Raw genomic sequence first — 26136 nt, 5'->3', positions numbered from 1 at the left:
ATGTTATTCTTACGGATAGAAGCCTTAATTAGTGAGAGGAAGAGCGTCTTGTTTTATTTAATGTTTGCTTTGTTTTTCATCATTTTTTTAGTTGCGGGTTATTTCACCCCGTTAGAAATAACATCAGTGGGGGCATCTTTAGCGATCGCTATGATCATAGGAAACTTATTTATGTATGTTAAAACAAAAAAGAAAATAAAGAATAAAAAAACGAGCGATCAGGTCTAGAATCTGATCGCTCGTTTTTCTATGTGAGAATATTCAATAGAATAGGGATAGATATAACACTTAATATAGTCGTAATCAAGGTGATACTGGAGACCAAATCGGGCTTAGAATCGAACTGCACCGCATACATTGTCGTCGTAGCAGCTGAAGGCATAGCTGCTGAAACGATGAGCACACTCGCCATCAAATCGCTCATAGGTAACAGCGACGTCAGCGCCCAGGCAATCATAGGAGAGCCGATTAAACGTAAACTGGCGGCATATGAAACCTTCCTCCAGTCCAGGTTTTTGATGGTTATATTAGCGAGCTGCATGCCAAGTAAGATCATGACACTCGGGATCGTTGCGTCCCCTACGAGGGTGATGCTTGCCATTACGTTCTCAGATATAGTAAAAGATGCAAATTTTGCCGTCAGCGCGATGAGCACCGCATATGTAGGCGGCATCTTCATAACTGTGGTCAAAGCAAGCTTGACACCAGCTGTCCCCTTAGCTGCATAATAGACGCCAAAGAAGTTCATTACAATCTGCTGAATGACCATAAAGGATACGGAATAGACGAAGCCTTGTTCTCCAAATGCAAAAAGCACGATAGGCGCTCCATAATTTCCAGCATTCATGAAAGCTGTCGATAGAATCAAACCACTTTCTGTCGAAGAATTATACTTAGCTACTTTAGATGTAATTTTATTAATGAGTAAAATTATAAAAAGTAAAATGACTGAAAAAACTATCATCATGATATATTCATTATCAAACTCCGCGTGAAAAAACGTATCGAATACGAGACATGGAAGCATGATGTATAAAACGACTGTAGAGATTGATTTGATCTCGAGCTTCATGAATTTTTGAAGAATGAAACCTGCAATAAATACTAAAATTACTGGAAGAACTACTTGAAAAAATATAGCCATATGCCCCTGACCTTTCTACGTAATAATACCGATTCTCTAAGTCTACCAAATTAGCAGGGATCACAGCTAGGTTTTTATAAATCAAGGTCTGCTTTTCCTAAAGAAAGCCCATCACCATATGGCAATGAGCTTTTCAGGGCTATTCTTTTAACCAGACTTCACCATCTTTATATTTGATTTGCTCAGGGTAGCGCAAATCAGTCACTTCATCTAGTGTTTCTTGAGAAGGAGGGGCAGTATTCAAGGAGACTACAATATTAGCAATGATTGCCGATGCAGCACCAAAGACTCCAGCTCCCGTATCGATAATACCTAAAATCGTAAATCCTAAATACTTCGCTGCAAAGATATAACTCAGAGTAACAGTTAACCCAGTAACCATTCCTGCAATGACCCCCGGTCCATTCGCCCTCTTCCACCAAACACCCAATAGCAGTGCGGGAAAGAATGATCCAGAAGCTAGAGCAAACGCCCAGGCCACAATTTGAGTAATTGCTCCCGGAGGATTCAAAGCTAGTAGTCCTGCGGCAACGGTAGCAAGCACAATAGAAAGACGGCCTACATAGAGACGTTTACTCTCCGAAGCTTTGGGATTAATTGAACGGTAATAGATATCGTGTGATAAAGCAGCTGAAATCGCAATCATCAATCCCCCAGCTGTAGAAAGAGCGGCAGCCATAGCTCCTGCTGCCATCAGTCCGATAACAAACACTCCTAAATTTGCGATTTCAGGAGTAGCCATGACAACTATATCATTACTAATGGTAAGCTCCTGCCATTGAAGCATCCCGTCTCCATTAGTATCAGCTACTGATAACTGTCCCGTGTTAATCCATGGCTCTGTCCATGCAGGCAAATTATCCAGTTGAGTATTTGCGACTTGTGTCATTAAAATAAAGCGAGAGAACGCGGCATATACAGGGGCTGAAAGATAAAGCAATCCAATAAAAAGCAGAGCCCAAGCACCACTCCAGCGCGCCGCTTTCATTGTAGCAACTGTATAAAAGCGAACGATAACATGCGGCAGACCTGCAGTTCCTGCCATAAGTGTGAACATTAGCGCTAAGAATTGCCATTTCGTAGCTTCCGTAAATGGAACCACATATTCAGAAATACCTAGTTCACGATCGAGCTCTCTCATCTCTCCAATGATTTCACCATAAGATATCCATGGGGCGGGATTCTGAGTAAGCTGCAGTGACATGAAAATGACAGGTATCAAATAAGCGATGATCAACACAAGGTACTGGGCTACCTGAGTCCAAGTTATCCCCTTCATGCCCCCCATAGCGGAATAAAACGCTATGAGTACTACGCCAATTAAAGTACCAATGGCCGTGTCAACCTCAAGTAAACGGCCGATAACGACGCCAGACCCTGATAACTGCCCAACGGAATATGTGAAACTGATAATAATGGTTGCAACGGCAGCGATTAATCTGGCCGTATTGCTCCGATACCGATCTCCTATGAATTCAGGGACCGTATATCTTCCGTATTTCCTTAATTGAGGAGCCAGCAGGAAGGTAAGGAGCAAATACCCGCCTGTCCACCCCATAATGTAAGCCAGTCCATCATAGCCAAGAACCATAACGGTGCCTGCCAAACCAATGAATGAAGCAGCACTCATCCAGTCTGCTCCAATAGCCATTCCATTAAATACGGGGGGAACTCCTCGGCTTGCCACATAGAAGTCAGAAGTCTGCTTCGCCGTGTTAAAAATAGCTATACCTATGTACAAAGCAAAGGTCGCCCCAATTAGTGCAAGCGAAACTAGAAATTGCGTATCCAAAGTCAATCACTCTCCTTTGTATTCAACAATCTTATTAATCATCATTTGTATCTACATACTCTGGATTAAAACCGAACTTCTTATCAATCTTGTCACTGACAATTGCATTAATGAATAATAAAATAATGAAAGTTAGCACAGCGCCTTGAGCTCCCATGTAATAACTGAATGGAATTCCCATCACTGTAAAAGACGAAAGCTCCTGAGCAAAAAAGACAACGACATACGACACAAGAAAACCTATGGCCAGGTAAATTGTAATCATCATGGTCCGATATTTGAAGTAAGCGTCTGCTTTTTTACGTTCAACTTTTCTCACTCTGTCTCACCTCCCTTCAGTATTTAATCCTTTAGCCCCGCAAGTCGAAAATAAATTTTATAGTATCCCAAAACGGCATCGGGACCATAAGGATCTTTATAAATGCAAAGCTCAACAGTGACAATACGGGAAGGGTAAGAAAGATCGGTCTTTTCTTCCTTAAAGCAAAAACGACTGAAAAAATTGTAATAAAAGAAAATGCAGCAACAATTAACATTAAAAAAACCACCTTTTTGAAAGCGTTATCATTTATTAATAAAAAAATAAAAAATTCCGAATAATTAGAATTTAAAGACTTTATGTTTGCCATTATTATGGAAAAACTGACAATTGTCAATGATTTAAAAAAATGCTTCTATTGTCCAGCTGAAGCTAGCTGAAACAATAGAAGCATTCCGCTTAGGAATTCATTTTTAAATGGAGAGAATAAGCCCCTGAATACGGAGGTGCCCCGAGCTTTTCAACACTGGAAAAAGCCGGTTTAAGAGCTTGTTTAAAATATTTTAAATAACTATCATTTTGTATAAGCAGGCTGCCTGAAACTACAAGTTTTGATTTGTCCGTCAGTCCAATATTTTTATACAGCCGGTTGACCTGCTCAGCTAAAGATTCGGCGCTTTTAATCATTAAATTAGAGGCTGTTTTATTTTTTTCTCTGTTTAAATAGGCAACGAATCTAGAAAGCTTTGCAACTTCACTTTTATCACTTGTGTAAAACCATTCCTTAATTCCGTTAGAGTCTTGCAGATTTAAGTGCGATAAGAGTTTCTCCGTGAATGAACCTTGCACTCTACTATACTCTAAATCCGTCAATACGTGCCTAATCGCTTGCTTGCCAATATGGTAGCCACCTCCTTCGTCCCCTAGTAAATGCCCCCATCCGCCAGCAGTATACAATTTATCGTTATGTTTCCCTATATGAATAGACCCTGTTCCAGCAATTGTAAGAATCCCTTCTCCGTCAGGTATCCCCGCTTCAAAAGCCAGCTCTGCATCGCTCAGTATATGAACAGGATGGTCATTTTCCCAGTGAGAGGGAAGCTTCAGTTTATGTTTCAATGTGGAATAACCCGCCATTCCAATGATAACTCGGGAAATTTTTTGATTAGACGCTTCCCTGCATGCCTTCATAACTTCCTCAATATGTAAGAGTGCTCTTTCTAAATCAATTAGCGGGTTACCAAAGCCAGACTTAAAGGTTGCCTGAATGTCCCCTCTTTCGTCCATAAGTGCCCCTATTGTAGAAGTTCCTCCCGCGTCTATTCCAATGATCATCTATTACCCTCCCCACATATATTTCATAAAATTACGAATATAATTGAAATTTAATTTCATTATAGCATATAATTAAAGTAGAGAATTTCATATTTTAAAGGAGGAGAGAATCATGGCCTATATATCCGGAGGATTAGCAATGCTCAAAAGTGTAGAAGCAACCCTCCCCACATCCGAAAAAAAGATTGCAGCATACATCCTTTCCTCCCCTGAATCTGCTATTACAATGACAGTTAAACAATTGGCAGACAAAAGTCAGACGAGCACAGCAGCTGTCATACGTTTATGTAAATCCCTTGACTTGAAAGGTTTTCAAGAATTAAAAATGAGAATTGCCGGTGACGTGCAAAAGCCTTCCTCCGTTGAATACCGGGACATTGATAAAGGCGAATCATCTCATCATATCATAGAGCAAATGACGCACAACGGAATACAAATGCTGCGTGAAACGGAAGAAATGCTGCGTAGAGACGATGTAGATCAAGCTGTACAGGATATATATCACGCTTCGTCTCTTCACATTTTTGGTGTTGGTGCATCTGGTTTAGTAGCTTACGACGCACAACAGAAATTTCTGAGAGCGGGAAGGTATGCTTTTTATTTGCAGGACCCACATTTGTCATATACATCCTTATCAAACGCCGGCAAAAATGATGTTGCACTTGTCATATCCTTTTCTGGTGAAACGAAAGAGACGATTCAATTTCTTAAATTAGCCAAAAAAAATAAATTACGAACCATCAGCATTACAAAATACGGCATTTCTACGATATCGCAGCTTGCTGATATACCATTGTATACATCGGCCACCGAGGAAGCAATGATACGGAGCGCCGCAACATCCTCCCGTCTGGCTCAGCTTCATGTTATTGATGTATTATTTATGACTTACGTTTCTAACTATTATGATGATGTAATTGAGTCTCTTGATCGTTCTCGAGCAGCGATTGATCACAAGAAGTGATTGGCAAACGAATATTTCTCTAATCTAATAAACCCCCACTGGCTGCAATCCAGTGGGGGTTTGCTTTACTTATGTTTATTGTGACCTTTTCCGTTATCGTGACCCTTTCCTTTATCATGGCCTTTCCCTTTCCCTTTTTTACCTTTACCTTTGTGATCTTTGTCTTTATCTTTTCCCGGGTGTTCTTCATCTTCATCCTGCTGGTCAGAACTCAAACTGATTTGAGCAACAATCGGATCATGGTCACTGGCACGTCCATTTTCCTCAGAAAAATCGGCGTTTATATGCACAGCGTCTATTTGGGATTTTTCTTCCAAATAATCACTTACCAAAATATGATCCAACGTTTGGGAATTGCCTTGATAAATATAAGAGTAGCGCTCCTCCTGCGGAAGGTTCTCTATCAAGTTAGCAAGCTCATCTCCTTTTAACGCCTGTAGAGGATTGGAGAATTCGAAATCATTCAGATCTCCCATGACGACAACATTTGCATCTTCTACTGTGCTTTCAGCCTCTTGTACAAAATCATTCAAAACTTCGGCTTGCTGGATTCTCTGAGACTCGCTTCCCAGTTCGACTGGTTGACTAGCTCCAAATAAAGCATCGTCTCCCCCTTTGGAGTTAAAGTGGTTGTTGATTAAAATAAACGTTTCACCGTTAAATTCAAACTCTGCTGCTAAAGATTTTCTTGAATCTTCAAAAGCCTCATTTAAAGGATCAATACGGCCAGGATTATGCGATAATCCATCTTCTGTTACTTCAACCGCGGTTGCCGCATCACCTTTTGGTTTGTCAGTAAGCGATACACGTTCCGGGTTATAGATATAACCTACGCGTATGTTCCCCCCTGGCTGACCACCATCTACTTTATCTTCAGGTGCGATATCTGTATATTCATAAGTAGGTCCACCTGCTGCTTCAATGGAATCGATAATAGCTTCATAACTTTGATCAGCTTCTACTGTACCATCATCGGTTGGTCCGTTATTATCTTGTACTTCCACAAGGCCTATGATATCAGGTGCATTCATGTTAATAGCAATCTGTTCTCCTATACGTTCCGCTTTTTCTGCATCTGTTTCGGCTGAAAAATTCTCCATATTATACGTTCCTACAGATAACTCATCTTCAGTTCCTTCCAGTTCTGTCACTTGAGGTTCAGTGTCTCCATCAATAAGCTCAGGAAATTCTGACGTTGGGCGAATTTTGTAGTTACTATAATCATAGCTGACTACTCCTGTTGCAGTGCCCTCCAGTCGATCACCAGTGACCGCATCCAGACCGAGACCGTCGACATCGAATAAAATTCGCTCGGGATTATAGTCTTCCGGGGAAATCAACAGACCTTCTGCCTGTGTTTTCTTTTGGTTCTCACTCGTTTGAGTGTAAACTGAAAGCTCATCATAATTAATCGGTCCAGAAACTGTCCCGTCTTCTACGCTAATAAGCATCCCTTCCAAGCTTTCATAAAAATCCAGTCCATCTTCCTCTGGATCAAAAGATTCCATTTGATCATTTTCTATAATTTCCGTTGGCTGTTCTCGGTCTTTACCGATTACGACAGGATCAGGAAGTTCTTGGTCAGATTCTTTCACTTGTACATCCGAAGCTGTGATTTGAGTTGTCAGCAAATCATCGGCATCGCTGTAACCTTCTTCCCTCCACTCTGTAACTTCACCATCAACATCTACTGCATCACCTACTTGCGCTTCTCCCGAACGGTCATAGACGTAAATTCCTTCAGAAGTAGCGATATCATCATCAGGATTAGTAGATTGCATATAGAAACCGCTGGTACCATCTAGTTTTGTAACTACACCGGGCACTCCTTCTACAACTTCTCCTTCATATGGAGAGGTGTGGGCAGCACCTTGAATATCATGAATGTCAACTTCATCTACTGGGGTCAACACATTGTACTCGAAAGTGGAAACAGGGCTTATATCTCCATTTTCCCGCACAGCTGCTGCCTTTATAGTCGTATCTTCATTTATTATGATGGGTTCGCTGTATTGCTGACTGTTTTCATTCGGCACTGAGCCATCAGTTGTATAATGAATAACTGCATTCGGTTCAGCCGTATTCAGCTCTACTTCATTACCGGACACTATAGAACCTGAGCCTGGCTGCGCCGTCACAGCAAATATAACTTCGACAACATCCTGTGCATCTCTTGGCACAAGCTTGTACTCATCAAAGCTGAAATTGACGACACCGGAGATCCGTTCATACGTCTCCCCTATTTCTAGTAAACTTTCATCCTCGGGAGTTATGACGAATTCACCGCTTTCATCTTCGACAGTAAAATCACCATAGCTGTTTTTTGATAAGACTTTTACATCTTCTACTTTTACGTACTCCGCTTCGATGCCTTCACCTCTATCAGCAGCAAAATGCTCTGATGTGACAAGCTCAGGTTCGGGCACTCCTGCTCCCTCATCTGTTATCTCAATATTCCCTGAAGAAGATAATATTTGCTGCATACCATAATAATCGGAAAATTCTCCTGCAGCCGTGATGCGATCTCCAACCTCAGCTGGGTTCCCTGGTACTCTTATGATAATCCCCGCTGATTCATCTTGAATATACAGATTGGTCTGTCCGCCTGTTTCATAAGAAGCTGTAACGATACCCTCTACTTTGACAGTGGCACCTGCCTCAGCTCCTCTGGCTTCTTCAATTGTCTGAAGTTCTACAGGTTCTGTCTCCGGCATATCATAGCTGCCAAGGTAATCAAATGTATTAGGTGCGTATGAATCCCACTCTTCATCCGCAGAAAATGCGTCTTCAGGATTTGTATCCCCACTTTGGACATTTTGATTTCTAACGAGCGTTACGTCACTTCCAAAGGAAGCCTCACTGCCGATTTGACCAATTGAATCTATGATCTCATCATTCTTTTTCAAAACTAAAGGATCGTCGCCATTGAAATTGATAGCTGAGTTATTGGTAGCATCTGCTATGTCCAGAATAACCTGATCTGCCTGGCTGTTAGCTGCTACAAACACATCACCACTTTCAATGGTGCCTTCCATTGCAAACGAACCGGTTGCTTCCATAGAACCATTAGAATAGATTTCTATTTCATAGTCAGATAAATCAATAGCGTCATCTGTTCCATTGTAAATTTCTACAGCTTTGTTATAACTGCTGCCTTCTATGTATTCTGAAAAGAACAATTCTTCCGCTTCAACCGTCTCAGCTTGAGCATTCGCTGGGGAAACTCCCGTGGTAAGTGGGCTTAAAGCTAAAACAGCCACCATGCTTTTGATGATCGTTTTCTTTTTGTACATTTAACTCCTCCTAGTAATATTTAGTAATTACTATAAAAGTATAAAAGAAAATTACTAAATTAAAATTTTAAATTTGTAAATTTTCAAAAAACACTCCTTTTGGCGCACCCTCGCCTAATGATGTAGCACTATAATCTGAGTCATTAGTAACAAAACATAATAATAGCTTTTAATAATGGTTAAGATTAAAATAATGGTGAGGTGATATAAATGAAGATTGAAGTTTGGTCTGACTATGTATGTCCATTCTGTTATATTGGTAAGCGGAAGCTAGAACAAGCATTTGAGCAGCTATCGTTAAAAGAGAAAGCTGAGATTACCTATAAAAGTTTTGAATTAGATCCTGAAGCTAAAAAAAATACAGGCATGTCAATTAATGAAAAGCTTGCTTCTAAATATGGACGAAGTTTACAGGAAGCGGAAGAAATGACGAAAAATATGACCCAGCAAGCAGCCGAAGTCGGTCTTAATTTTCAATTCGACAAAATGATTCCCACTAATACCTTCGATGCTCACAGGATTGCAAAGCTGGCAGAGCAAAAAGGAGTGGAAAAAGAACTGACTGAACAGCTGTTTCAAGCAGTTTTCACTTATGGCATCGATATCGGTGACCGTGAAGAGTTAGTGAAAGTCGCATCTCAAAGTGGTTTAAGTGAAGAGAGTGTACTTGAAATTCTGGAAAGCGGAGATTACAGTCAAGAAGTGCGTTCTGAAGAATCCGAAGCCTTTGAAATTGGAGTTCAGGGAGTCCCTTTCTTTGTGATTAATCGAAAATATGCGATATCTGGAGCTCAACCGACTGAAGTATTCATCCAAAGTTTACAAAAAGTGATTGAAGAAGAAAAATCGGTTTCAAGCTTCCAATCACTAACTTCTGAAAGAGGAGCTTCCTGTACAGATGAAAGCTGCTAAGTCCACGAATACGTTCTTATTAAAGCTGTCCCCCAACTGAACAGGGACAGCTTTATCATTTTACCGTATCCTGGCTTTGCTTTTTCGGTGCACTTTGCGAGCAGGAGCTGTATCAAATAATCGCTTTTCGTCTTCAATTTCATTTTTAACTCTGGGTACAGGCTTAGGTCTGCCTTTTTCATCCACGACCACCATTGTTTAAAAAGATTCAGTTGTCATCACTCTTTAAGCACCTGATAAATCATCATACACTTTTAAATACACTTCCATCGAACTTTTATTCGTCAAAGTGACTAACACTCTGTTAACAACTTCTTTGGTTTATAACTGCTCCTTCTAATGAAAACACTTCTTTTCTATAAAATATTAAATTCCCTCTACAATTTCATCCACAGTTAAATAAAAAAACTCCGCTCCCTATTCAGGAACGGAGCAGGCAGTATACTTGCCATTAATTCTTTATAATTTTACTCTCGAAAGGCTGCAACTTTTCTCCTTCGAAATTCTGTGCTTCTTCACTATGATTCATAATAAAAGAATACACTTCTTCACCTAGTTCCCTTTGGTAAACTTCTACTTTTTCAGGAGAGTCAATGTACTTAATCTGATTAGATTCTACAAGCTGTCTTGCGAGAACAAGAAGTGGTTCTTCGCTTATACCTCCTCCAATATAATAAACAGTTCCGCTCCCGAAAGCATTTTTAGTTACTGCAGCATATTGATTATAAAAGAAATCTGTGTACTCGTATAATACCTCAGCCCCTTCGGAAACAAGCAAATCCCTCCAGACTGAAATCTCTGCGTGGATATTTGAAAAATCTCCCTTACCTCTTAAGTTCAACTGGTGAGAACTTGTGAGCGATTCAATTTCTTCAATACGTGCTCCTATCAAAGATCTGACAGGTCCGGGGAGCGGTTCCCCTAAACGAATATTGTTACTTTTGTCTTTAAGTCCAGCTCTGTAGGAAAATATGACGGTTCCGCCTCGATCAGTAAAGTCCTTCAACCTCTTAGCTAAGCTGTTATCGAGAACCTGCATAACTGGGACCAGAACAATTTTATAATTAGCAAAATCACGGTCTGAAGGTATAACATCAATCCTCGTATTCAATTGATAAAATGGACGATACAACCTTAATAATTCATCGTTGAAATCGAAATCCTTGCTTTGAATTTGTGCTTTCCACGACCAAATATTGTCGTAATCATACAAAACAGCTACATCAGATTGAATAGGTGATTCGAGCAAGGCCTCATGATTAGTAATTTCCTCGAAAAGAGCCTGCACCTCTTTATACTTGCGCCCATATACATTGTCATGATCAACGATTCCATAGCAGAACTGTTCCGCTCCTTTTGTCATACCCCTCCACCTGAAATAAAGCATATCGGAGCATCCATGCGCAAACGCTTGATAAGACCACATTTTCGCCTGTCCTGGTCTTGGGAGATAACCAATTACATCGTGACCTTGAGCTCCCATCAGTTCTTCTACTATCCAATAATTCTTTTGAAGCAGACCGCGATTGAAGTCATGGGTCATGGCAATAGCTTCTGGGGAAATTGGTTCTTCAAGTCCGCCCCAGACTGGATAGTTGTCATAAGAAACGAAGTCCATCTCTTTGACATTTTCCGCATGATCAAAAGATTTATCGAAAAAACCACCTGATACGTTGGTCGTCACTTCCTGATGTTTCCCTTTCTCCTCCCGAACTATTGACGTCATTTCATGAGTGAAAGTATTTACGGAATGTGAACGGAAACGGGCCCATTCCAGCTTCAAACTAGGATTATGAGTAGTTACGGTGACTTTTGGGATAGGGATTTCTTCAAATCTGTTATACGTCTGCCCCCAAAAAATCGTTCCCCACGTTTCGTTTAAAGATTCAATCGAGTCGTATTTGTTCTCTAAAAATGACTGAAATTTTTCCTGACATTTGCTGCAATAACACTGGTCACTTCCTTCATGCCCAAATTCGTTGTCCACCTGCCAGGAGATGATTGAAGACTCTTCGCTGAAGTGCCGTACAAGCTTCCGAGTTATTTTCCCAGCGTACTCGCGGTATATATCAGAATTGAAACAATATTGTCTCCGTCCTCCAAAAACCCGAACTTGTCCGTCTTGTTCCTCTGATAAAATGGAAGGGTGCTTGGCTGCTAACCAGGCCGGGAATGTGGCTGTCGGCGTCCCGAACATCACACTCAATCCATTTTTCTTAAGTTCGGCAATAACCTTTTCAAAGTAAGAAAAGTCGAACTCTCCTTCTTCCGCCTCCATCAAATGCCAGGCGAATTCACCTATTCTTACAATATTTGCACCCAACCCTTTAATCCCTTGAATATCTTCTTCAAGCATAGACTCTGGCCAGTGTTCAGGATAATAATCCACTCCTAGATAAGCCATGTACACTCCTCCTCAACTCACAGATGTTCAATAAATGTTCTAAACGCTTGAGCGCCTTTTTGATCACGCTTGAAAACTCCAGCATGCTCAAGTACAGTCGAAAACGTTTTTCCTATCTCTTCTTTAAATACTTCATGAATGGTAGCGTCTGATAAATTTTTATGTTTTTTCAAGACTTCCCTTGCCCACTGCACATGCTTAGCTGTCCGTTCGTCTTTCTCTGCTTTATTCAACTCACCGGTTAAAGTGTAATCAGCGAGAGCTTGCATTTCCTCTACCAGTCGTCCTGGCAGAACGGCCAGTCCCATCACTTCAATTAGTCCGATATTTTCTTTCTTTATATGATGAACTTCCTCATGAGGATGGAAAATTCCAAGTGGATGCTCTTCGTCAGTCCGATTATTGCGAAGAACGAGATCCAGCTCAAATTCTCCATCTCTTACTCTGGCAATGGGAGTAATGGTATTATGCGGATTCCCGTTCGTAGAATGATAAATATCCACTGATTCATCACTATACTGTTTCCAAGATTTCAATATATGTTCACCAAGTTCAGCCAGCCTGTTTCTGTCTCCACCCCGAAGTCTCAGCACAGACATCGGCCATTTCACGATACCCACTTTAACATCTTCAAATTGATTGATATTGAAGGTTTCTTCCACAGGGGCCTTTGCCATCGGAAAGTCGTGTTTTCCCCCTTGAAAATGATCGTGACTCAAAATCGATCCACCCACGATCGGAAGATCCGCATTCGATCCAACGAAATAGTGAGGAAGCTGTTCGGTAAACTCAAGAAGACGTTCGAAACCTGCCCTTGAAATTTTCATTGGACGGTGCTCTCTTGAAAGAACAATTGCGTGCTCTTCATAGTAAACATAAGGAGAATACTGTAAATACCATTGTTCTTCAGTTAAATCCATTGGAATGATGCGGTGATTATCCCGAGCTGGATGGTCCAAACGCCCAGCGTAGCCGACGTTCTCTTTACACAATAAACAATCAGGATAGCTCGACCTCTGAGCTTTTTTAGAAGCAGCAATAGCTTTCGGATCTTTCTCCGGTTTTGAAAGATTAATAGTGATTTCAAGGTTTCCATACTCGGTAGGACTATACCAGTGCATATTTTTGGCAATCCGATCAGTACGGATATAATGCACATCTTTGGAAAACTGATAAAAGTATTTGGTGGCAGCTTCTGCCCCTTTTTGTTCATAAGTCTGGTAAAAGTTCTTGATTACTTCCGATGGTTTTGGGGTGAGGATATCCATGACTTTCGGATCGAATAAATCACGTTCTGTCACGGAATCCCCATCTATCTTGCCGCTCTCATGGGCGTACATAAGTAGCTGCTCAAGTATTTCTACTGGTGTTTCTGGAATTTCATCAAATTCACTTCCAGCAGCTTCACCATCTAAGGAAAATAAATGAAACAATGAGTTTCTTACGTAATCTATATCCCACACAGAAATCAACTTCTTTTGTAAACCATAGTTGATCAATCGTTCAATATTGTTATAAACAGTCACCTTCAACTCCCCCTTTTTATTCATGATAGCCTTCAGGGTGATTCTTGAACCAGTCCCAAGCGTGAGTGATGATTGTTTCTATATCTGGATAGCGAGGAGCCCAACCAAGTTCCTGAGCTGCTTTTTCAGAAGAAGCGACAAGCTGGGCTGGATCTCCTGCTCTTCTTGGAGCTACTTCAGCGGGGATTTTGTGCTTTGTAACTTTTCTTGCGGCTTCGATTACTTCCTTCACTGTAAACCCCTGGCCGTTCCCTAAATTGTAAATGCCGCTTCCGGAATCTCCCTCTAAACGATCGATAGCTAATAGGTGAGCATCTACAAGGTCGTTTACATGGATATAGTCTCGGACGCACGTCCCGTCTTTTGTATCGTAATCGTCTCCAAAGATCATGATCTTCTCTCTTTTCCCAAGGGGAACTTGCAAAATGAGTGGAATCAAATGAGTTTCAGGGCGATGATCTTCGCCGATTCGGCTTTTCGGGTCTGCACCTGCCACATTAAAGTAACGCAGGATAACATGTTGAATACCGTGGGCCTGCTCAGCCCATTTCAACATTTTTTCTACAGCTAGTTTAGTTTCCCCGTAAGGATTGGTCGGGTTCGTCAAATCGCTTTCTTGAATAGGAATTTGCTCAGGCTCTCCATAGGCGGCTGCTGTCGAAGAGAAAACAATTTTTTTCACCTCATGGTTGGCCATCGTCCGCAATAAAGAAATGGCTCCCCCCATATTATTATCGTAATACTTCAGAGGGTCCTCCACACTTTCACCTACAAGAGAGTCTGCAGCAAAGTGAATAACGGCATCGATCGATTCTTTTTCAAACACTTCATTCAAGAATGTTTCGTTTCGTAAGTCTCCCTCATAAAAGGCTGCTTCTTTAAAAACTGACTGGCTATGACCGGTCTGAAGGTTATCAACGACAACCACATCCTTCTCCTGCTCGATCAGCTTAACGACGGCGTGACTGCCTATAAAGCCAGCACCGCCACAAACTAAAATACTCATCGGATGTCCTCCTCTTCTTTCATTTTTTTAGCACCGTCACCAACTTCTACAGTGTAAAAATCAGCCTCTATATCAGTAACTTCCCTATATGCTTTACCAACTCTCTCCGTGAAAGTCTGTATTTCATCTTCTTTTACAATACTGATTGTACACCCTCCGAATCCAGCGCCTGTCATCCTTGACCCGATAGCACCTTCTCGCCAGGCTGCTTCTACAAGAGCATCCAGCTCCGTCCCCGTCACTTCATAATCATCACGCAAAGAGATGTGTGACTCATTCATTAATTGGCCGAAAGCTTTCATATCACCTTTTTCAAGAAGATCAACTGCGGAAAGCGTTCTATTATTTTCATAGACAGCGTGTTTAGCCCTTCTTCTTATGACAGGATCTTCAATCAAATGACTGTGCATTTCGAATTGTTCATTCGTTACATCGCCAAGAGCTTGGATATCCATTTCCTTCTGTAATAAGGAAAGAGCTTTCTCACACTCTTGACGACGTTCATTATACTTGGAGTCAGCCAGTCCTCTTCGTTTGTTGGTATTTGCAATAACTAAACGCAGGCCAGACATCTTTAAAGGTACGTGCTTGTAGTCAAGAGAATCGCAATCAAGGATGACCGCATGATCTTTCTTGCCTGCTGCTATTGCGAATTGATCCATAATTCCGCAATTCACACCGACAAATTCATTTTCCGCTTTTTGGGCTAATTGAACCATCGTTATCATATCAACTGGGAGATTAAACAGCGATTTTAAAAAGACAGCTGTCAAGATTTCAATCGAGGCAGAAGACGAAAGACCAGCTCCATTAGGTATATTGCCGTAGTAAACTACATCAAAGCCTGTTTCTAAGGAAAAGCCCTCCTTTTGAAACACTTCTGTTACACCTATTGGATAATTCGCCCAATCACGAGACTTATCATATTTCAATTGATGGAGATCAGCTTCAATCACCCCAAGGTCTGGAAAATTGAGAGAGTACAAACGAAGCTTTGTGTCGTTCCTCTTTCTAGCTAAAGCGTATGTGCCCACACTTAAAGCACACGGAAATACATTGCCGCCATTATAGTCCGTATGTTCTCCAATCAAATTAACACGGCCTGGCGCAAAAAAAGATTTCGGTTCTTCCCCTTGATCCATGAACTCCTGAAAGGTTTGTTTCAATTGATCCATATCCATTTCCCTCTGCCCCTTTCTATACTATCTTTTTCTTCATTACGAGTGATCTAAAGTAACTTGAAGAAAACTTAATAAAATTATTTAATTAACTAATGTAAATGTAGCATAGTTATCCATGAAAAGAAAGACTTTATTTTAATGAAATGGAACAACACATCACTTACCATAGCTCAACAAATTCTGCACTGCTCCGTGATCATTTAAAATTATGAGGCATTTAACTTTCTTCTTCTTTATAAATTTATTTAATTAACTATTATGGTATGATGGAGGATAAAGTTAGTATATTGGAGGAGTATGAATGAACAAAAAATACACCCGAGGCAGCTTCAAATTGATGAAGTCGATGAATCGATCGATAATCCTGAATATGATCCGTGAACAAGGGCCTTTATCTCGAGCAGATATCGCTAAATATACGCGTCTGACTCCTCCTACCGTCAGCAATATCGTCAAAGAACTGATTGAAGCTGAATTCGTGATCGAGACCACTCAAGGAGCCTCAAAAGGCGGAAGAAAGCCTACTTTACTAGAAATTAATGCCGACCATTTTTATATAATAGGAATTGATGTAGGCCGTTATAAGATGAATTTGGTAGTAACGAATTTATTTGGACAATTAAAAGATTCAGCAGAACTTGAAATAAAAGAAAACCCTACAAGCGAAGAAATTATAAATACATTACAACAAGGCATACATCAAACTATTGAATGCGGAAATTTACCGCCTGACAAATTTATAGGAATTGGCATAGGTATGCATGGTATCGTCGATACGACCAATGGGATTTCTCTGTTTGCCCCTTCTTTCGGACTTCATAACATTCCTATTAAGGAGAAGTTGGAAAAGGAATTCAACATGATTGTTAAAGTTGAAAATGATGCCCGAACGATGACTCTCGGAGAATCCTGGTTCGGAAATGGAAACGAAGCCGATAACCTTGTAGGAGTCAATGTTGGTCACGGAATAGGTGCAGGGGTGATGATTAATGGGCGGCTTTTTCATGGAGAAAATAGTTTAGCGGGTGAAATTGGACATGTAACCATTGATTTATCCGGGCCTAAATGTACTTGCGGGAATTATGGGTGCCTTCAGGCATTAGCAGGCGGACCAGCCATTGCTGAACGAGCAGCTAAGGAATTGAAGTTAGGAAAATCCTCATTAATTCGGGAACTCGTCGATGACCAATTGGAACGAGTTGACGGGGCAATTGTTTATGAGGCTGCTAAGCAGGGAGATGTATTCAGTATTGAACTCCTCCACCAGACGGGTCGATATTTGGGCGTTGGACTTACCAACCTGATTCACACTTTGAACCCCAAAAAAATCATTATTGGCGGCGGAGTCTCGAAAGCCGGCCAATTTCTAATGAAGGGGATTGAAGAAACAATTATGTCTCGAGGTCTAACTGACCAAGGGAGAGAAACCTTGATTGTACCTTCTAAGCTTGGTGAGCAGGCATCAGCAATTGGTGCTTGTGTACTCATTCTAGAGGAGTTTTTTTCTCAAAAATAATAGGGACACTCTCATTCTTGAGAATGCCCCTATTATTTTATTCATCTGCTCAATTAAAACTACGTGTAAACTTATTACATATAAACTCCCTTTAGTGGAAGACTCAGTTTCGAGACGTCTGTGCTGTTTCCGCCACAAAAATAATGCTTGAAGGTCCGGGAAATCACGCGCTTTCCACGGGCGTATGGTGATCTTCCTCGGGCTAACGCTCTGCGGGATCTCACCATGTACTGTTCTCCCCTAGGAGTCTCGCAATTTCCCGGACCTTCTGGCTGTTGTGAGGATAACGGAACCATCTTATGCTGTCCTTCACATAAAAAGTAACTGCTTTTGAGGGATAACCAGCGAGACTTTTGTATGCGAAGATGCTTGAAACTACCTTGAAGTGCAGGAAGTTTTAAAAGTAGTAATACTATAACTAAAGCACTGGAGTTTAACGCTCCCACTATTATTAAGAAAGCTCTTATCCAGGCGATTTAGAGAAGCAGCTCTATGGTGGGGGCTGCGGGGAATGGGGAGACTCCTGGGGGAAGAGAGTGTTTGGTGAGATCCCGAAGGACGGGACGTCCGAGGAAGCTCACCGCGCTCCCATGGAAAGCGAGTCATCCCCCACCGCCCTGATCCACTCACCCAATGTCTCGAAATCAAGTCTTCCTCTATCCTTTCATAGAATATAATAACTTACTTAGGAAAAGTCATCTATTACTTTTGATATCCTTCAATCATTAAGATCTGTAACTTAAATTCTAGTACGAATGAACCTTTACTTCTTATGCTTCTTTACATTATTTTCAAACAAGAGATAATGAATAGAGAACATATTCCATTCCATGAGAAAGGGGCTGTATAATTGAAAGCTTCCCATTTTCAGACAGATCCGTTTGGAAAAAACACATCTCCAGGTACCCCTGGCCAATGGTATGAAGGTTCGCTCCCGCCCATTGAAAATGAAAAGAAATCTCCCGTAGTTTTTATACACGGGTTAAATAGTTCTTCTTCCATTTGGTGGGAGGAAAATGATATGTACGCCATTGCTTATGCACTTGGTATTAAAACGGCTTTTATCGACCTGTATCCGGCTAAAGATATGTGGGATAATGGAGAGCTCCTTACCCGCAAGCTTGAAGAAATTCATCAGCACTTTGAAGAAAAGCTGGTCGTGGTCGCCCATAGCAAAGGGGGCATTGACACTCAAACTGCACTTGTCCATTTTGGAGCATACAGGTATGTTCACCGCTTGATTGCTCTTTCTTCTCCTTATCAAGGCGCTCAATTAGCTGATTTAGCGTATAGCACTTGGGCTGGCTGGCTCGCAGGGATTATCGGCAGTAAAAATGAAGCCACCTACTCGCTGCAGACAGGGTATATGAAATATTTCCGAGAAGAAACGGATGATCATCCTCATGTGTTGAATACTCCTATATACACGTTGGCAGGTACAGGATGGGGCACCTTTGGCACCCCATTATACTGGGGTGGACTGTACTTAAGAAGTTACGGTCAAAACGATGGAGCTGTGACCGTAGAAAGCTCAAGACTCCGTTATTCAAAGGAATTAAGCGCAGGAGATTGGAACCATTTTGAAATTCAGCAAGGCAGTTTCATTTTTGAAATAATAGATGAATATTTATATAAATTTGATGAGCGGATAAGTGACGAGATTCATACCTTTGAAGAAAATGCATTACTACCAGCTGATACCTTTCTGCGTGGGGGGAGTTATCGGGGTGAAACTGAAGAAGTATTTCATGTAGAAGATGGAGTCGCTCAACTTGGAGTAAATTGGATGAGTGATCGACGAACTAGTACCATCATCATTACAGCTCCTGATGGTAAAGAGACTTTATTAATGAACACTGCAGAGGATGCCTCTACTCTTCTCAAAGGAAGTTACTATCAATTCCTGGAAATAGAGAATCCTAAAGAGGGTGAATGGAGAGTAAAGGCTAGTTCTGAAAGAGAAAACTATTTGTTAACCGTCCAGTTCGACAGCCCCCTAAGTAACGAGATTCAGCTTGACTTAGAGAATGATTTGGAAGTAAGTCTCGCCTCATTTGCAACAGGAATAGTAGAATTTAAAGAAATAAAGTCGACTATTAGAACGGAATATTATGAGAATGGAAGCCAAATATCCAGGCAAGTTGAGTGGGGCGATGTGAACAATCCCCCTTCAATAAAGCTTTCAGCGCTGGGTGAAGGTGTTTATAATATAACTGTTGATGTAGAAGGGAAAACGTTAAATAACCACCCGTTCAATCGTACGATTGTAACCTCTGTTTATGTGGATGCTAATGGGCGCCTATTAAAATAAACGCTGTTTTTCTTTTAATCGACAGCGTTTTTTATATTCACATAAAATCCTCAGCCAGCAACAAATATACTTAAGATTTACTAGTCCAGCGGAATATTCCTTTTATTACTAAGTAAGCCGCACAAAACGCAAAGAAACCAAGTATACTATAGGCAGCGTCAGCGAATTCCATATTCCCAGCTCCTGTAATCCTCTGTTGGATTTCTACTGCAAAAACGAATACAAGTACCATAGCAAAAGTGAAAAGAAACGAAATAGCTGTAATGCTCCATTTAGAAATCGCATGAAAAATCAAGTCCACAAATAATAAGCCAATTACACCAAGGATGCCTATTACCCAAAAATGAAGCTCTTTATCGGTCAACCCCAAACCTAACCTATCAGATATTTCCCATATAATTTCATGGAACATATTCACAACCTCAGCTAATAAAAGAATTACTTCTCTCATAATCTCCACCTGGCTTTCTATAAAACTAGATTATATTTTAACATATCTCTGTTTTTTATAGAATTTTCAGGAAATAACTTTTACATTTTACACCTATCCAAGTATAATTAAGTAAATTATAGTTAATTTTCTTAATTGAGGTGGAAGTATGGGGCGGAAGGACAGAAAGCGTTCAAAGAGAAGAAGAGGCCGATGGTGGAAGATATTGCTCGTAGGTTTAGGAGTAATCATATTATCTATTGGCGCTTATGGCCTTTATGTATTTAATGATGTTCGTTCAACAGTCAATTCCGAGCTTCACGAAGAAATAGACGCCATTGATAGTGAAGCGGCGAAGGAAAAATTAAATAACAAGGATCCTTTGAACATACTTCTCCTTGGAGTGGATGAAAGGGAAAATGATCAAGGCCGCTCCGACACTATGATTGTCATGACGCTGGATCCGAATAATGAAAAAATGCAGATGGTCAGCATTCCCCGCGATACTGAGGCTGAAATTATCGGAGACGGACGGGTAACAAGGATGAATCACTCCTATGCCTACGGAGGAAGTAATATGACTGTAGATACTATAGAGAACTTTTTAGATATTGAAATCGATTATTATGCAAGAGTCAATATGGAAGGCCTCTCCCAGCTTGTTGATTCTGTGGGTGGAATTACCGTCAATAACACGCGTGCCTTTCAGTACGACGGCTATCAATTTCCTGAAGGAAAAGTCCAGCTTTCAGGAGAAGAAGCTCTCGCTTTTGTAAGAATGAGAAAGGAAGATCCTCAAGGGGATGCCGGGCGTAATGAAAGGCAGCGCCAGGTCATCCAGGGTGTAATTAACAAAGGAGCAAGTCTTAATATTGTGAACCAAGTGGGGGACATCATGGAAGTGCTTGGGAACAATGTAAGCACGAACATGGAGTTCAGTGATATGAGGCGGCTCGCCACTAATTACCGAGGTGCACAGAAAGAAACATCTACTTACCAAATGTCGGGAAGCAGTAAAACGAGCTCTGGAATGTACTTGATTGAAATGTCACAAGAAGAAATTGAAAAAACGCATAAGATGATCACTAATTTCGGATCATAAAAAGCTCGCACTTTTGCAAGTGCGAGCTTTTCATTGTTTGCGAGGACGATTAAAAATCGGAATCATTTACATGAGCGTAAAAAACACCTGAGACCAGAAAAAAAAGGAAACAAGTGTTTAGTCATTCAATGATATATTCGACTCTTTATTTAATTGGTTGAGTAAATGGTCAAGTTCTCGAGAGAACTTCAAAACCTGAGTACCGTAAGGATTGTCCGCATATGAATTGTACATTTTTATACGAAGCTGTTCGATCTGGTCTTCTAATTCTTGAATTTTACTCAAGTCTGTACCCCCTTATTGAAATTGAGGTTCTACTATAATGAACATTATAACAGAAATTGTAGAATACTGTAGACAGTTTAATTGTGAATTTTTTGTGAATTAACGGCTTTTAATGACTCTGTTTTATGATCTCCATATCAATTGATTGTACTAACTATGACTCCTTTATCATACACTGAATTACACATGTAAATCTCTCTTTTTGTTCTCTACCGATTGTAAAAAGTATTCAGCAACCAAGGAGGTTAGAATAATGGGAGTTTTACTCTATTTAATTGTAGGCGGAATAGTCGGATGGCTCGCTCAAGTATTGTTAGGTCGTGGCGTTCCATTCGGTATTATCGGTAATATTATTGCAGGCATTGCCGGCGCCTGGATCGGCGGGGAACTTCTCGGACACATTGGCCCTGAAGCAGCTGGGATAGCCATATTCCCTGCACTTTTAGGAGCAATAGTATTTGTCTTTATCGTCAGTCTGATTATGAGGAATACTAAAAAATAAAACTACTTATTATCACTCACAACTTTTGTGGGTGATTTTTTATTATAGCAAGTGGTGGATTTGGTGCAGAACCATTCCCTGGGAAATTGCTAAAGAGAAAACACTGCCTTTAGCGAAATAGAAAAATTTTTTCCTCCTGCAGCCCTGTAGACCCAGGATATTAGAAGGCCTTACTCTTCTTTTAAAATACATATTGATGACCATTTAGTTATTAAACATCCATTAAATCTCAAGTTTGAGATTTTTTTGAAAGGGTATTCAGTGAATACAGCTTAATTTGTATTATATTGTAAAAAACACATTCCTCTATATTCACTCCATTTCTAACTACTCTTTCATTCAAAAAGCTGTATGTCTTATGACCCCGCTGTCTGTCAATTCAATCTACTTTGAACCCATGAATATTAAGGAGGAGAATGTATGACCACAAATAACCGTGCTGTTGCTTACACGGGAAATGGTGATGTCACTGTAAAAGATATTGACTTTCCAGAATTAGTATTACGGGACGGGCCTGGGGTCAACCCCGCAAACGTAGGAAGAAAGTGTGAACACGGGGTAATATTAAAGGTCGTATCCACTAATATCTGTGGAAGTGACCAGCACATGGTACGCGGCAGGACGACAGCTCCCGAGGGCTTAGTGCTAGGGCATGAAATTACCGGTGAGGTGATAGAGACAGGTCGTGATGTAGAATTTGTCAAAATAGGCGATTTAGTTTCTGTTCCTTTTAACATTGCCTGCGGAAGATGTGTGAACTGTATTGAGGGGAAAACACATATTTGTTTAAACGTGAACCCCGATCGTCCAGGATCGGCTTATGGGTATGTGGATATGGGGGGCTGGGTCGGTGGTCAAGCAGAATATGTCATGGTCCCCTATGCAGACTTTCAAGTTTTAAAGTTCCCTGATAAGGATGAAGCAATGGAAAAAATGCTCGACTTGACCATGCTTTCTGATATTTTTCCGACAGGCTTCCACGGGGCTTATACGGCAGGAGTAAAAATCGGCTCTACCGTCTATATAGCGGGAGCCGGACCAGTAGGCTTAGCAGCTGCTCATTCTGCTCAGCTTCTTGGAGCCTCTGTTGTTATTGTGGGAGATTTGATTGGGGAACGTCTGGCTCAAGCAAAAAGTTTTGGGTGTGAAACCATTAACATCAGCGAACATGATAATATTTCTGAACAAATTGATCAAATTCTCGGTGTCCCAGTTGTAGATTGTGCAGTAGATTGTGTCGGATTCGAGGCACACGGCCATAGTCATGAAGAAGCCCCGGCTGTCGTACTTAACTCCATAATGGATGTAACAAAAGCAGGCGGTGGTCTCGGTATTCCGGGATTATACGTGACTGAAGATCCAGGAGCGTCCGACGAAGATGCCCGAAGAGGCGCGTTAAAGCTCGACTTTGGACTCGGCTGGGCTAAAGCTCAAACCTTCGTAACGGGACAAACCCCCGTTATGCGTTACCACAGGGGATTAATGCACTCCATCCTTAAAGGAAAAGCTAACATTGCGAAAGCAGTAAACGCCACTGTGATCAGCCTCGAGGACGCGCCTAAGGGATATAAAGAGTTTGACGAAGGAGCTGCTAAGAAATTTGTATTAGATCCTCACCATCTGATTAGAAGCTGATGAAAAAGGCCGTTCCAGAATAGCTGGGACGGCCTTTTTTTGTTTTATTGGAATAGACTTTTATTCTCGGAATAAAAATATTCAAATTCACTGTATCTCTTCGAAATACTATTAGTACTGACCCCATATTTTTCGGCGATATGTTTTTGAGAAACTTCTTTTGCTATATTGAAATGAGAAGAATCCTTATAGAAATACTCCAGAGCAGCTGAAAATACAGCCGGTTTTCTAATAACCGGAGCCTTGTCCTGGTAGTACTTCACCCACATGTCAATCAACTGCCGATAGGAATCATGATTCGTAAGGGAAGACTCCATAGTTGTCTCTAGTATGGTGAGGACTTCCTTCTCAGAGGAATCGTTTATCTCCTCTTCCTCTTTGAAAATCCACTGGGGCAGATGCTCTAAGAAGGTATTATGGAAGTACAAGCTTAAAGTTGAATAGCTAGATTGTACTTTGAAAGAATTCTCTAACGTTTCACGAATCTTTTTGTACTGAGTTACTTCAATAGGGACAGCCATAGGTGCGAATTTATAGAAAGATCCCCAATTCAATAGAATACCTGTATAGTATGGAGCAACATTAAAGTCTTCTTCTTTTAATGGAATTCTTTTTCTATCAACTTTATAAGTACCTCCAAAAAGCAGATCCTCTACCTCAATCAGTCCGTTCTCATCTATGTTAATCATTTTGAATATACTGGCTTTTGTCTGCTCCCATGACCTAAGGGTTCTTGCTGTTAAAGACCTTAGAATAGTTCCTTCTCTTTTGTCCAGGAACTGCTGGAAAATCGTAGCCCCGCCCTTTTGAACTTCGAATAAACCTTTATATAACAGTCGTATGAACTGCTCTACTTCTTTTTCCTCAGTAGTCGGCTTTGAACGAGGGAATACATGCGGATACTCTTCATACATGAAATCCTGGAATTGCAAGAAGTACTGATCTAATTCTTCTTCTAATCTCTTTGAAGGAAACTCGATTACGTTTGTCTGTCCATGACATTTTTTATACTTCTTCCCGCTGCCACACGGACAAGGATCATTTCTTCCCACTTTAGCCATAACCACTCTCCTCTCAAATAATAGTCTATTAGTTTATTATATACGATATTAAGGTAAAGAGGAAAAACACTGTTTATACTAAGGAGGCATTACCATTGAAGAAATCGAAAAAAGGAAAGGCTCGCCGAATCTTCGAAAAGCTGAAGGGTAGAGCTGGCAAGATCATTACAAACCCACAGAAAACAAAAGAAGTCATAGATCAGGCTAGGAATAAGTCTTCTAATAATAAGGGGCCACTTTCTGAAGTTTGGCATGAACTTCAACTGATGTTCAATATGGTAAGGGACTGGATTCGCGGTGATTACAGGAATGCTCCTGTCGGTTCCATTATTGCCATAATCGGAGGTTTGTTGTATCTTATTATGCCTTTCGATGCTATACCTGATTTCATACCTGTGGCTGGTCTTATAGACGACGTCTATATTCTTAATCTAGTGATTAAACAAGTGCGTGCAGACTTGAACGATTATAAGGTATGGGTAGGAGAAGATGATATAGCGGCTGAATCTTAAAGCTATAAACGAAAAGCTGTCCCTGTTTAGGAGACAGCTTTTCATTTGATTGGCTTCATTGATAGAACTTATACAGCGCATGCGTACCACTATTCTCTTCACCAGCTTCTGAAACTTGGTCATACATATGTTTGGCCAGTTTCAATCCAGGCAGATCAAGTTCCATGTTCTCTGCAGAGTCTATTGCAATTTTCATATCCTTTATAAAATGCTTAATAAAAAAACCTGGTGAGAAATCGCGCTTGATAACACGAGGAATCAAATGATCCAAAGACCAGCTTCCAGCCGCTCCTCCGCTTATACTTTTCAGTACGGTATCTGGATCCAAGCCGGACTTTTCAGCATATACGAGCGCTTCTGTAACCCCGACCATCGTGGATGCAATAGCTATTTGATTACTCATCTTTGTAAATTGGCCTGCACCCGCAGGACCTTGCAGCACATAATTGCTTCCTAGAGTTTCAACGATAGGAAGCATTTTTTCGAACGTCTGCTTTTCTCCCCCGGCCATGATCGAAAGCGTTCCCTTTTTTGCCCCGATGTCACCTCCAGAAACAGGTGCATCCATCGCGCACGAGTGGTTAGTTTGAGCTTCTGCAGCAATACGCTTTGCTAAATCGGGTGAAGAAGTCGTCATGTCGATCAAGATTGATTGAGGTCGTACATTATGCAGCAAACCACCGTCTCCAAAATAGACTTCCTCTACGTCTTCTGGATAACCTACCATAGTAAGAATCACATCAGAGCTTGTGGCTATTTCAGCCACACTTGACTTCCACGTCGCGCCATTTTCCAAAAGCTCTTCAGCTTTTTCACGTGTTCGTGTGTAAATATGTACGGGGTAACCTGCATTAAGTAATCGGTGGGCCATACTCTTCCCCATGACTCCTGTTCCGATAAAACCTAGCACTGGCTTATCTTGTTTATCCACTTTCAAATCCCTCCCTGGATACTTCTTTATCATAA

At 40.9% G+C, this 26136-nt stretch carries 22 protein-coding genes; 9 read left to right on the top strand and 13 right to left on the bottom strand.

Translation table 11 applies throughout. The features are described from left to right. The first annotated feature begins 48 nt into the window (after positions 1-48). A complete protein-coding gene (locus tag O2Q26_RS09965) occupies positions 49-228 on the top strand; it encodes a hypothetical protein (protein WP_289215767.1) in 180 nt (59 codons plus the stop codon). Between the two features lie 19 nt (positions 229-247). Here O2Q26_RS09965 and O2Q26_RS09960 read toward each other — a convergent pair whose 3' ends face one another. The 4 genes from O2Q26_RS09960 to O2Q26_RS09945 all read right to left on the bottom strand — a co-directional run bounded on the left by O2Q26_RS09960 (position 248) and on the right by O2Q26_RS09945 (position 4530). After that, positions 248-1144 (bottom strand): AEC family transporter, encoded by an 897-nt coding sequence (locus tag O2Q26_RS09960; protein WP_289215766.1) that lies wholly within the window; start codon positions 1142-1144, stop codon positions 248-250. Positions 1145-1283: 139 nt separating this feature from the next. Continuing rightward, positions 1284-2936, bottom strand: coding sequence for a sodium:solute symporter family protein (locus tag O2Q26_RS09955; RefSeq protein ID WP_289215765.1), 1653 nt, complete (start codon positions 2934-2936; stop codon positions 1284-1286). A 34-nt stretch (positions 2937-2970) separates the two neighbouring features. After that, entirely contained in the window at positions 2971-3255 is a 285-nt protein-coding gene (locus O2Q26_RS09950; protein ID WP_289215764.1) for a DUF4212 domain-containing protein, read from the bottom strand. Positions 3256-3654: 399 nt separating this feature from the next. Further along, on the bottom strand, positions 3655-4530 hold the full coding sequence (locus tag O2Q26_RS09945) for an N-acetylglucosamine kinase (protein ID WP_289215763.1): 876 nt from the start codon (positions 4528-4530) through the stop codon (positions 3655-3657). A gap of 112 nt (positions 4531-4642) precedes the next feature. On the opposite strand from O2Q26_RS09945, the gene O2Q26_RS09940 reads away from it, so the two are divergent. Beyond that, the gene (locus O2Q26_RS09940) at positions 4643-5494 is read left to right on the top strand and encodes a MurR/RpiR family transcriptional regulator (protein WP_289215762.1); all 852 of its coding nucleotides are present in this window, start codon (positions 4643-4645) and stop codon (positions 5492-5494) included. A 65-nt stretch (positions 5495-5559) separates the two neighbouring features. On the opposite strand, the gene O2Q26_RS09935 is transcribed toward O2Q26_RS09940, so the two are convergent. Continuing rightward, positions 5560-8787 carry a DUF8508 domain-containing protein gene (locus tag O2Q26_RS09935; protein ID WP_289215761.1) on the bottom strand — a complete coding sequence of 1076 codons (3228 nt, stop codon included), beginning with the start codon at positions 8785-8787 and terminating at the stop codon, positions 5560-5562. Positions 8788-8997: 210 nt separating this feature from the next. On the opposite strand from O2Q26_RS09935, the gene O2Q26_RS09930 reads away from it, so the two are divergent. Continuing rightward, positions 8998-9699: a DsbA family oxidoreductase gene (locus O2Q26_RS09930; RefSeq protein ID WP_289215760.1), complete on the top strand. Its 702-nt coding sequence runs from the start codon at positions 8998-9000 to the stop codon at positions 9697-9699. Positions 9700-10150: 451 nt separating this feature from the next. On the opposite strand, the gene O2Q26_RS09925 is transcribed toward O2Q26_RS09930, so the two are convergent. Genes O2Q26_RS09925 through O2Q26_RS09910 form a run of 4 tightly spaced genes read right to left on the bottom strand, consistent with a single transcriptional unit; the run spans position 10151 to position 15816 of the window. Then, positions 10151-12103, bottom strand: coding sequence for a beta-galactosidase (locus tag O2Q26_RS09925; protein WP_289215759.1), 1953 nt, complete (start codon positions 12101-12103; stop codon positions 10151-10153). 17 nt (positions 12104-12120) lie between these two features. Continuing rightward, positions 12121-13629 carry a UDP-glucose--hexose-1-phosphate uridylyltransferase gene (gene galT, locus O2Q26_RS09920; protein ID WP_289215758.1) on the bottom strand — a complete coding sequence of 503 codons (1509 nt, stop codon included), beginning with the start codon at positions 13627-13629 and terminating at the stop codon, positions 12121-12123. A gap of 16 nt (positions 13630-13645) precedes the next feature. Continuing rightward, positions 13646-14635 (bottom strand): UDP-glucose 4-epimerase GalE, encoded by a 990-nt coding sequence (galE, locus tag O2Q26_RS09915; protein WP_289215757.1) that lies wholly within the window; start codon positions 14633-14635, stop codon positions 13646-13648. Further along, positions 14632-15816 carry a galactokinase gene (locus O2Q26_RS09910; RefSeq protein WP_390216761.1) on the bottom strand — a complete coding sequence of 395 codons (1185 nt, stop codon included), beginning with the start codon at positions 15814-15816 and terminating at the stop codon, positions 14632-14634. The genes galE and O2Q26_RS09910 overlap by 4 nt, the downstream gene beginning before the upstream one ends. 301 nt (positions 15817-16117) lie before the next feature. Between O2Q26_RS09910 and O2Q26_RS09905 the strand changes: the two genes are divergently transcribed. Then, entirely contained in the window at positions 16118-17332 is a 1215-nt protein-coding gene (locus tag O2Q26_RS09905) for an ROK family transcriptional regulator (protein ID WP_289215756.1), read from the top strand. An 850-nt stretch (positions 17333-18182) separates the two neighbouring features. Next, positions 18183-19643 carry an esterase/lipase family protein gene (locus O2Q26_RS09900; RefSeq protein ID WP_289215755.1) on the top strand — a complete coding sequence of 487 codons (1461 nt, stop codon included), beginning with the start codon at positions 18183-18185 and terminating at the stop codon, positions 19641-19643. 70 nt (positions 19644-19713) lie between these two features. Here the strand turns inward: O2Q26_RS09900 and O2Q26_RS09895 are convergent, their stop codons facing one another. After that, positions 19714-20094, bottom strand: coding sequence for a hypothetical protein (locus tag O2Q26_RS09895; protein ID WP_289215754.1), 381 nt, complete (start codon positions 20092-20094; stop codon positions 19714-19716). Positions 20095-20299: 205 nt separating this feature from the next. Here O2Q26_RS09895 and O2Q26_RS09890 point away from each other — a divergent pair, with 205 nt between their 5' ends. After that, positions 20300-21175, top strand: a complete 876-nt coding sequence (locus O2Q26_RS09890) for an LCP family glycopolymer transferase (protein WP_289215753.1) — start codon at positions 20300-20302, stop codon at positions 21173-21175. A 117-nt stretch (positions 21176-21292) separates the two neighbouring features. Here O2Q26_RS09890 and O2Q26_RS09885 read toward each other — a convergent pair whose 3' ends face one another. Continuing rightward, entirely contained in the window at positions 21293-21460 is a 168-nt protein-coding gene (locus tag O2Q26_RS09885) for an aspartyl-phosphate phosphatase Spo0E family protein (protein ID WP_289215752.1), read from the bottom strand. 253 nt (positions 21461-21713) lie between these two features. Between O2Q26_RS09885 and O2Q26_RS09880 the strand changes: the two genes are divergently transcribed. Both O2Q26_RS09880 and fdhA read left to right on the top strand, forming a co-directional pair. Next, positions 21714-21962 carry a GlsB/YeaQ/YmgE family stress response membrane protein gene (locus O2Q26_RS09880; RefSeq protein WP_253935482.1) on the top strand — a complete coding sequence of 83 codons (249 nt, stop codon included), beginning with the start codon at positions 21714-21716 and terminating at the stop codon, positions 21960-21962. A gap of 420 nt (positions 21963-22382) precedes the next feature. Further along, positions 22383-23597: a formaldehyde dehydrogenase, glutathione-independent gene (fdhA, locus tag O2Q26_RS09875; RefSeq protein ID WP_289215751.1), complete on the top strand. Its 1215-nt coding sequence runs from the start codon at positions 22383-22385 to the stop codon at positions 23595-23597. Between the two features lie 44 nt (positions 23598-23641). Here the strand turns inward: fdhA and O2Q26_RS09870 are convergent, their stop codons facing one another. Further along, the gene (locus O2Q26_RS09870) at positions 23642-24658 is read right to left on the bottom strand and encodes a YecA family protein (protein ID WP_289215750.1); all 1017 of its coding nucleotides are present in this window, start codon (positions 24656-24658) and stop codon (positions 23642-23644) included. Between the two features lie 95 nt (positions 24659-24753). Between O2Q26_RS09870 and O2Q26_RS09865 the strand changes: the two genes are divergently transcribed. Beyond that, positions 24754-25170, top strand: a complete 417-nt coding sequence (locus tag O2Q26_RS09865; RefSeq protein ID WP_289215749.1) for a YkvA family protein — start codon at positions 24754-24756, stop codon at positions 25168-25170. Between the two features lie 55 nt (positions 25171-25225). Here O2Q26_RS09865 and O2Q26_RS09860 read toward each other — a convergent pair whose 3' ends face one another. Beyond that, a complete protein-coding gene (locus O2Q26_RS09860) occupies positions 25226-26101 on the bottom strand; it encodes an NAD(P)-dependent oxidoreductase (RefSeq protein ID WP_289215748.1) in 876 nt (291 codons plus the stop codon). Positions 26102-26136 lie beyond the last annotated feature (35 nt).

Source organism: Halobacillus campisalis (genome assembly GCF_030345335.1).
GTDB lineage: Bacteria > Bacillota > Bacilli > Bacillales > Halobacillaceae > Halobacillus_A > Halobacillus_A campisalis.
Note: the sequence above shows the minus strand (reverse complement) of the source record. Positions and strands in the feature narration are given on the sequence as shown.

Excerpts from the sequence above, each read along its gene's own strand:
- O2Q26_RS09960 (WP_289215766.1), bottom strand. The coding sequence starts at position 1,144 with ATGGCTATATTTTTTCAAGTAGTTCTTCCAGTAATTTTAGTATTTATT.
- O2Q26_RS09945 (WP_289215763.1), bottom strand. The coding sequence starts at position 4,530 with ATGATCATTGGAATAGACGCGGGAGGAACTTCTACAATAGGGGCACTT.
- O2Q26_RS09940 (WP_289215762.1), top strand. The coding sequence starts at position 4,643 with ATGGCCTATATATCCGGAGGATTAGCAATGCTCAAAAGTGTAGAAGCA.
- O2Q26_RS09935 (WP_289215761.1), bottom strand. The coding sequence starts at position 8,787 with ATGTACAAAAAGAAAACGATCATCAAAAGCATGGTGGCTGTTTTAGCT.
- O2Q26_RS09930 (WP_289215760.1), top strand. The coding sequence starts at position 8,998 with ATGAAGATTGAAGTTTGGTCTGACTATGTATGTCCATTCTGTTATATT.
- O2Q26_RS09925 (WP_289215759.1), bottom strand. The coding sequence starts at position 12,103 with ATGGCTTATCTAGGAGTGGATTATTATCCTGAACACTGGCCAGAGTCT.
- galE (WP_289215757.1), bottom strand. The coding sequence starts at position 14,635 with ATGAGTATTTTAGTTTGTGGCGGTGCTGGCTTTATAGGCAGTCACGCC.
- O2Q26_RS09910 (WP_390216761.1), bottom strand. The coding sequence starts at position 15,816 with ATGGATATGGATCAATTGAAACAAACCTTTCAGGAGTTCATGGATCAA.
- O2Q26_RS09905 (WP_289215756.1), top strand. The coding sequence starts at position 16,118 with ATGAACAAAAAATACACCCGAGGCAGCTTCAAATTGATGAAGTCGATG.
- O2Q26_RS09895 (WP_289215754.1), bottom strand. The coding sequence starts at position 20,094 with ATGAGAGAAGTAATTCTTTTATTAGCTGAGGTTGTGAATATGTTCCAT.
- O2Q26_RS09880 (WP_253935482.1), top strand. The coding sequence starts at position 21,714 with ATGGGAGTTTTACTCTATTTAATTGTAGGCGGAATAGTCGGATGGCTC.
- fdhA (WP_289215751.1), top strand. The coding sequence starts at position 22,383 with ATGACCACAAATAACCGTGCTGTTGCTTACACGGGAAATGGTGATGTC.
- O2Q26_RS09870 (WP_289215750.1), bottom strand. The coding sequence starts at position 24,658 with ATGGCTAAAGTGGGAAGAAATGATCCTTGTCCGTGTGGCAGCGGGAAG.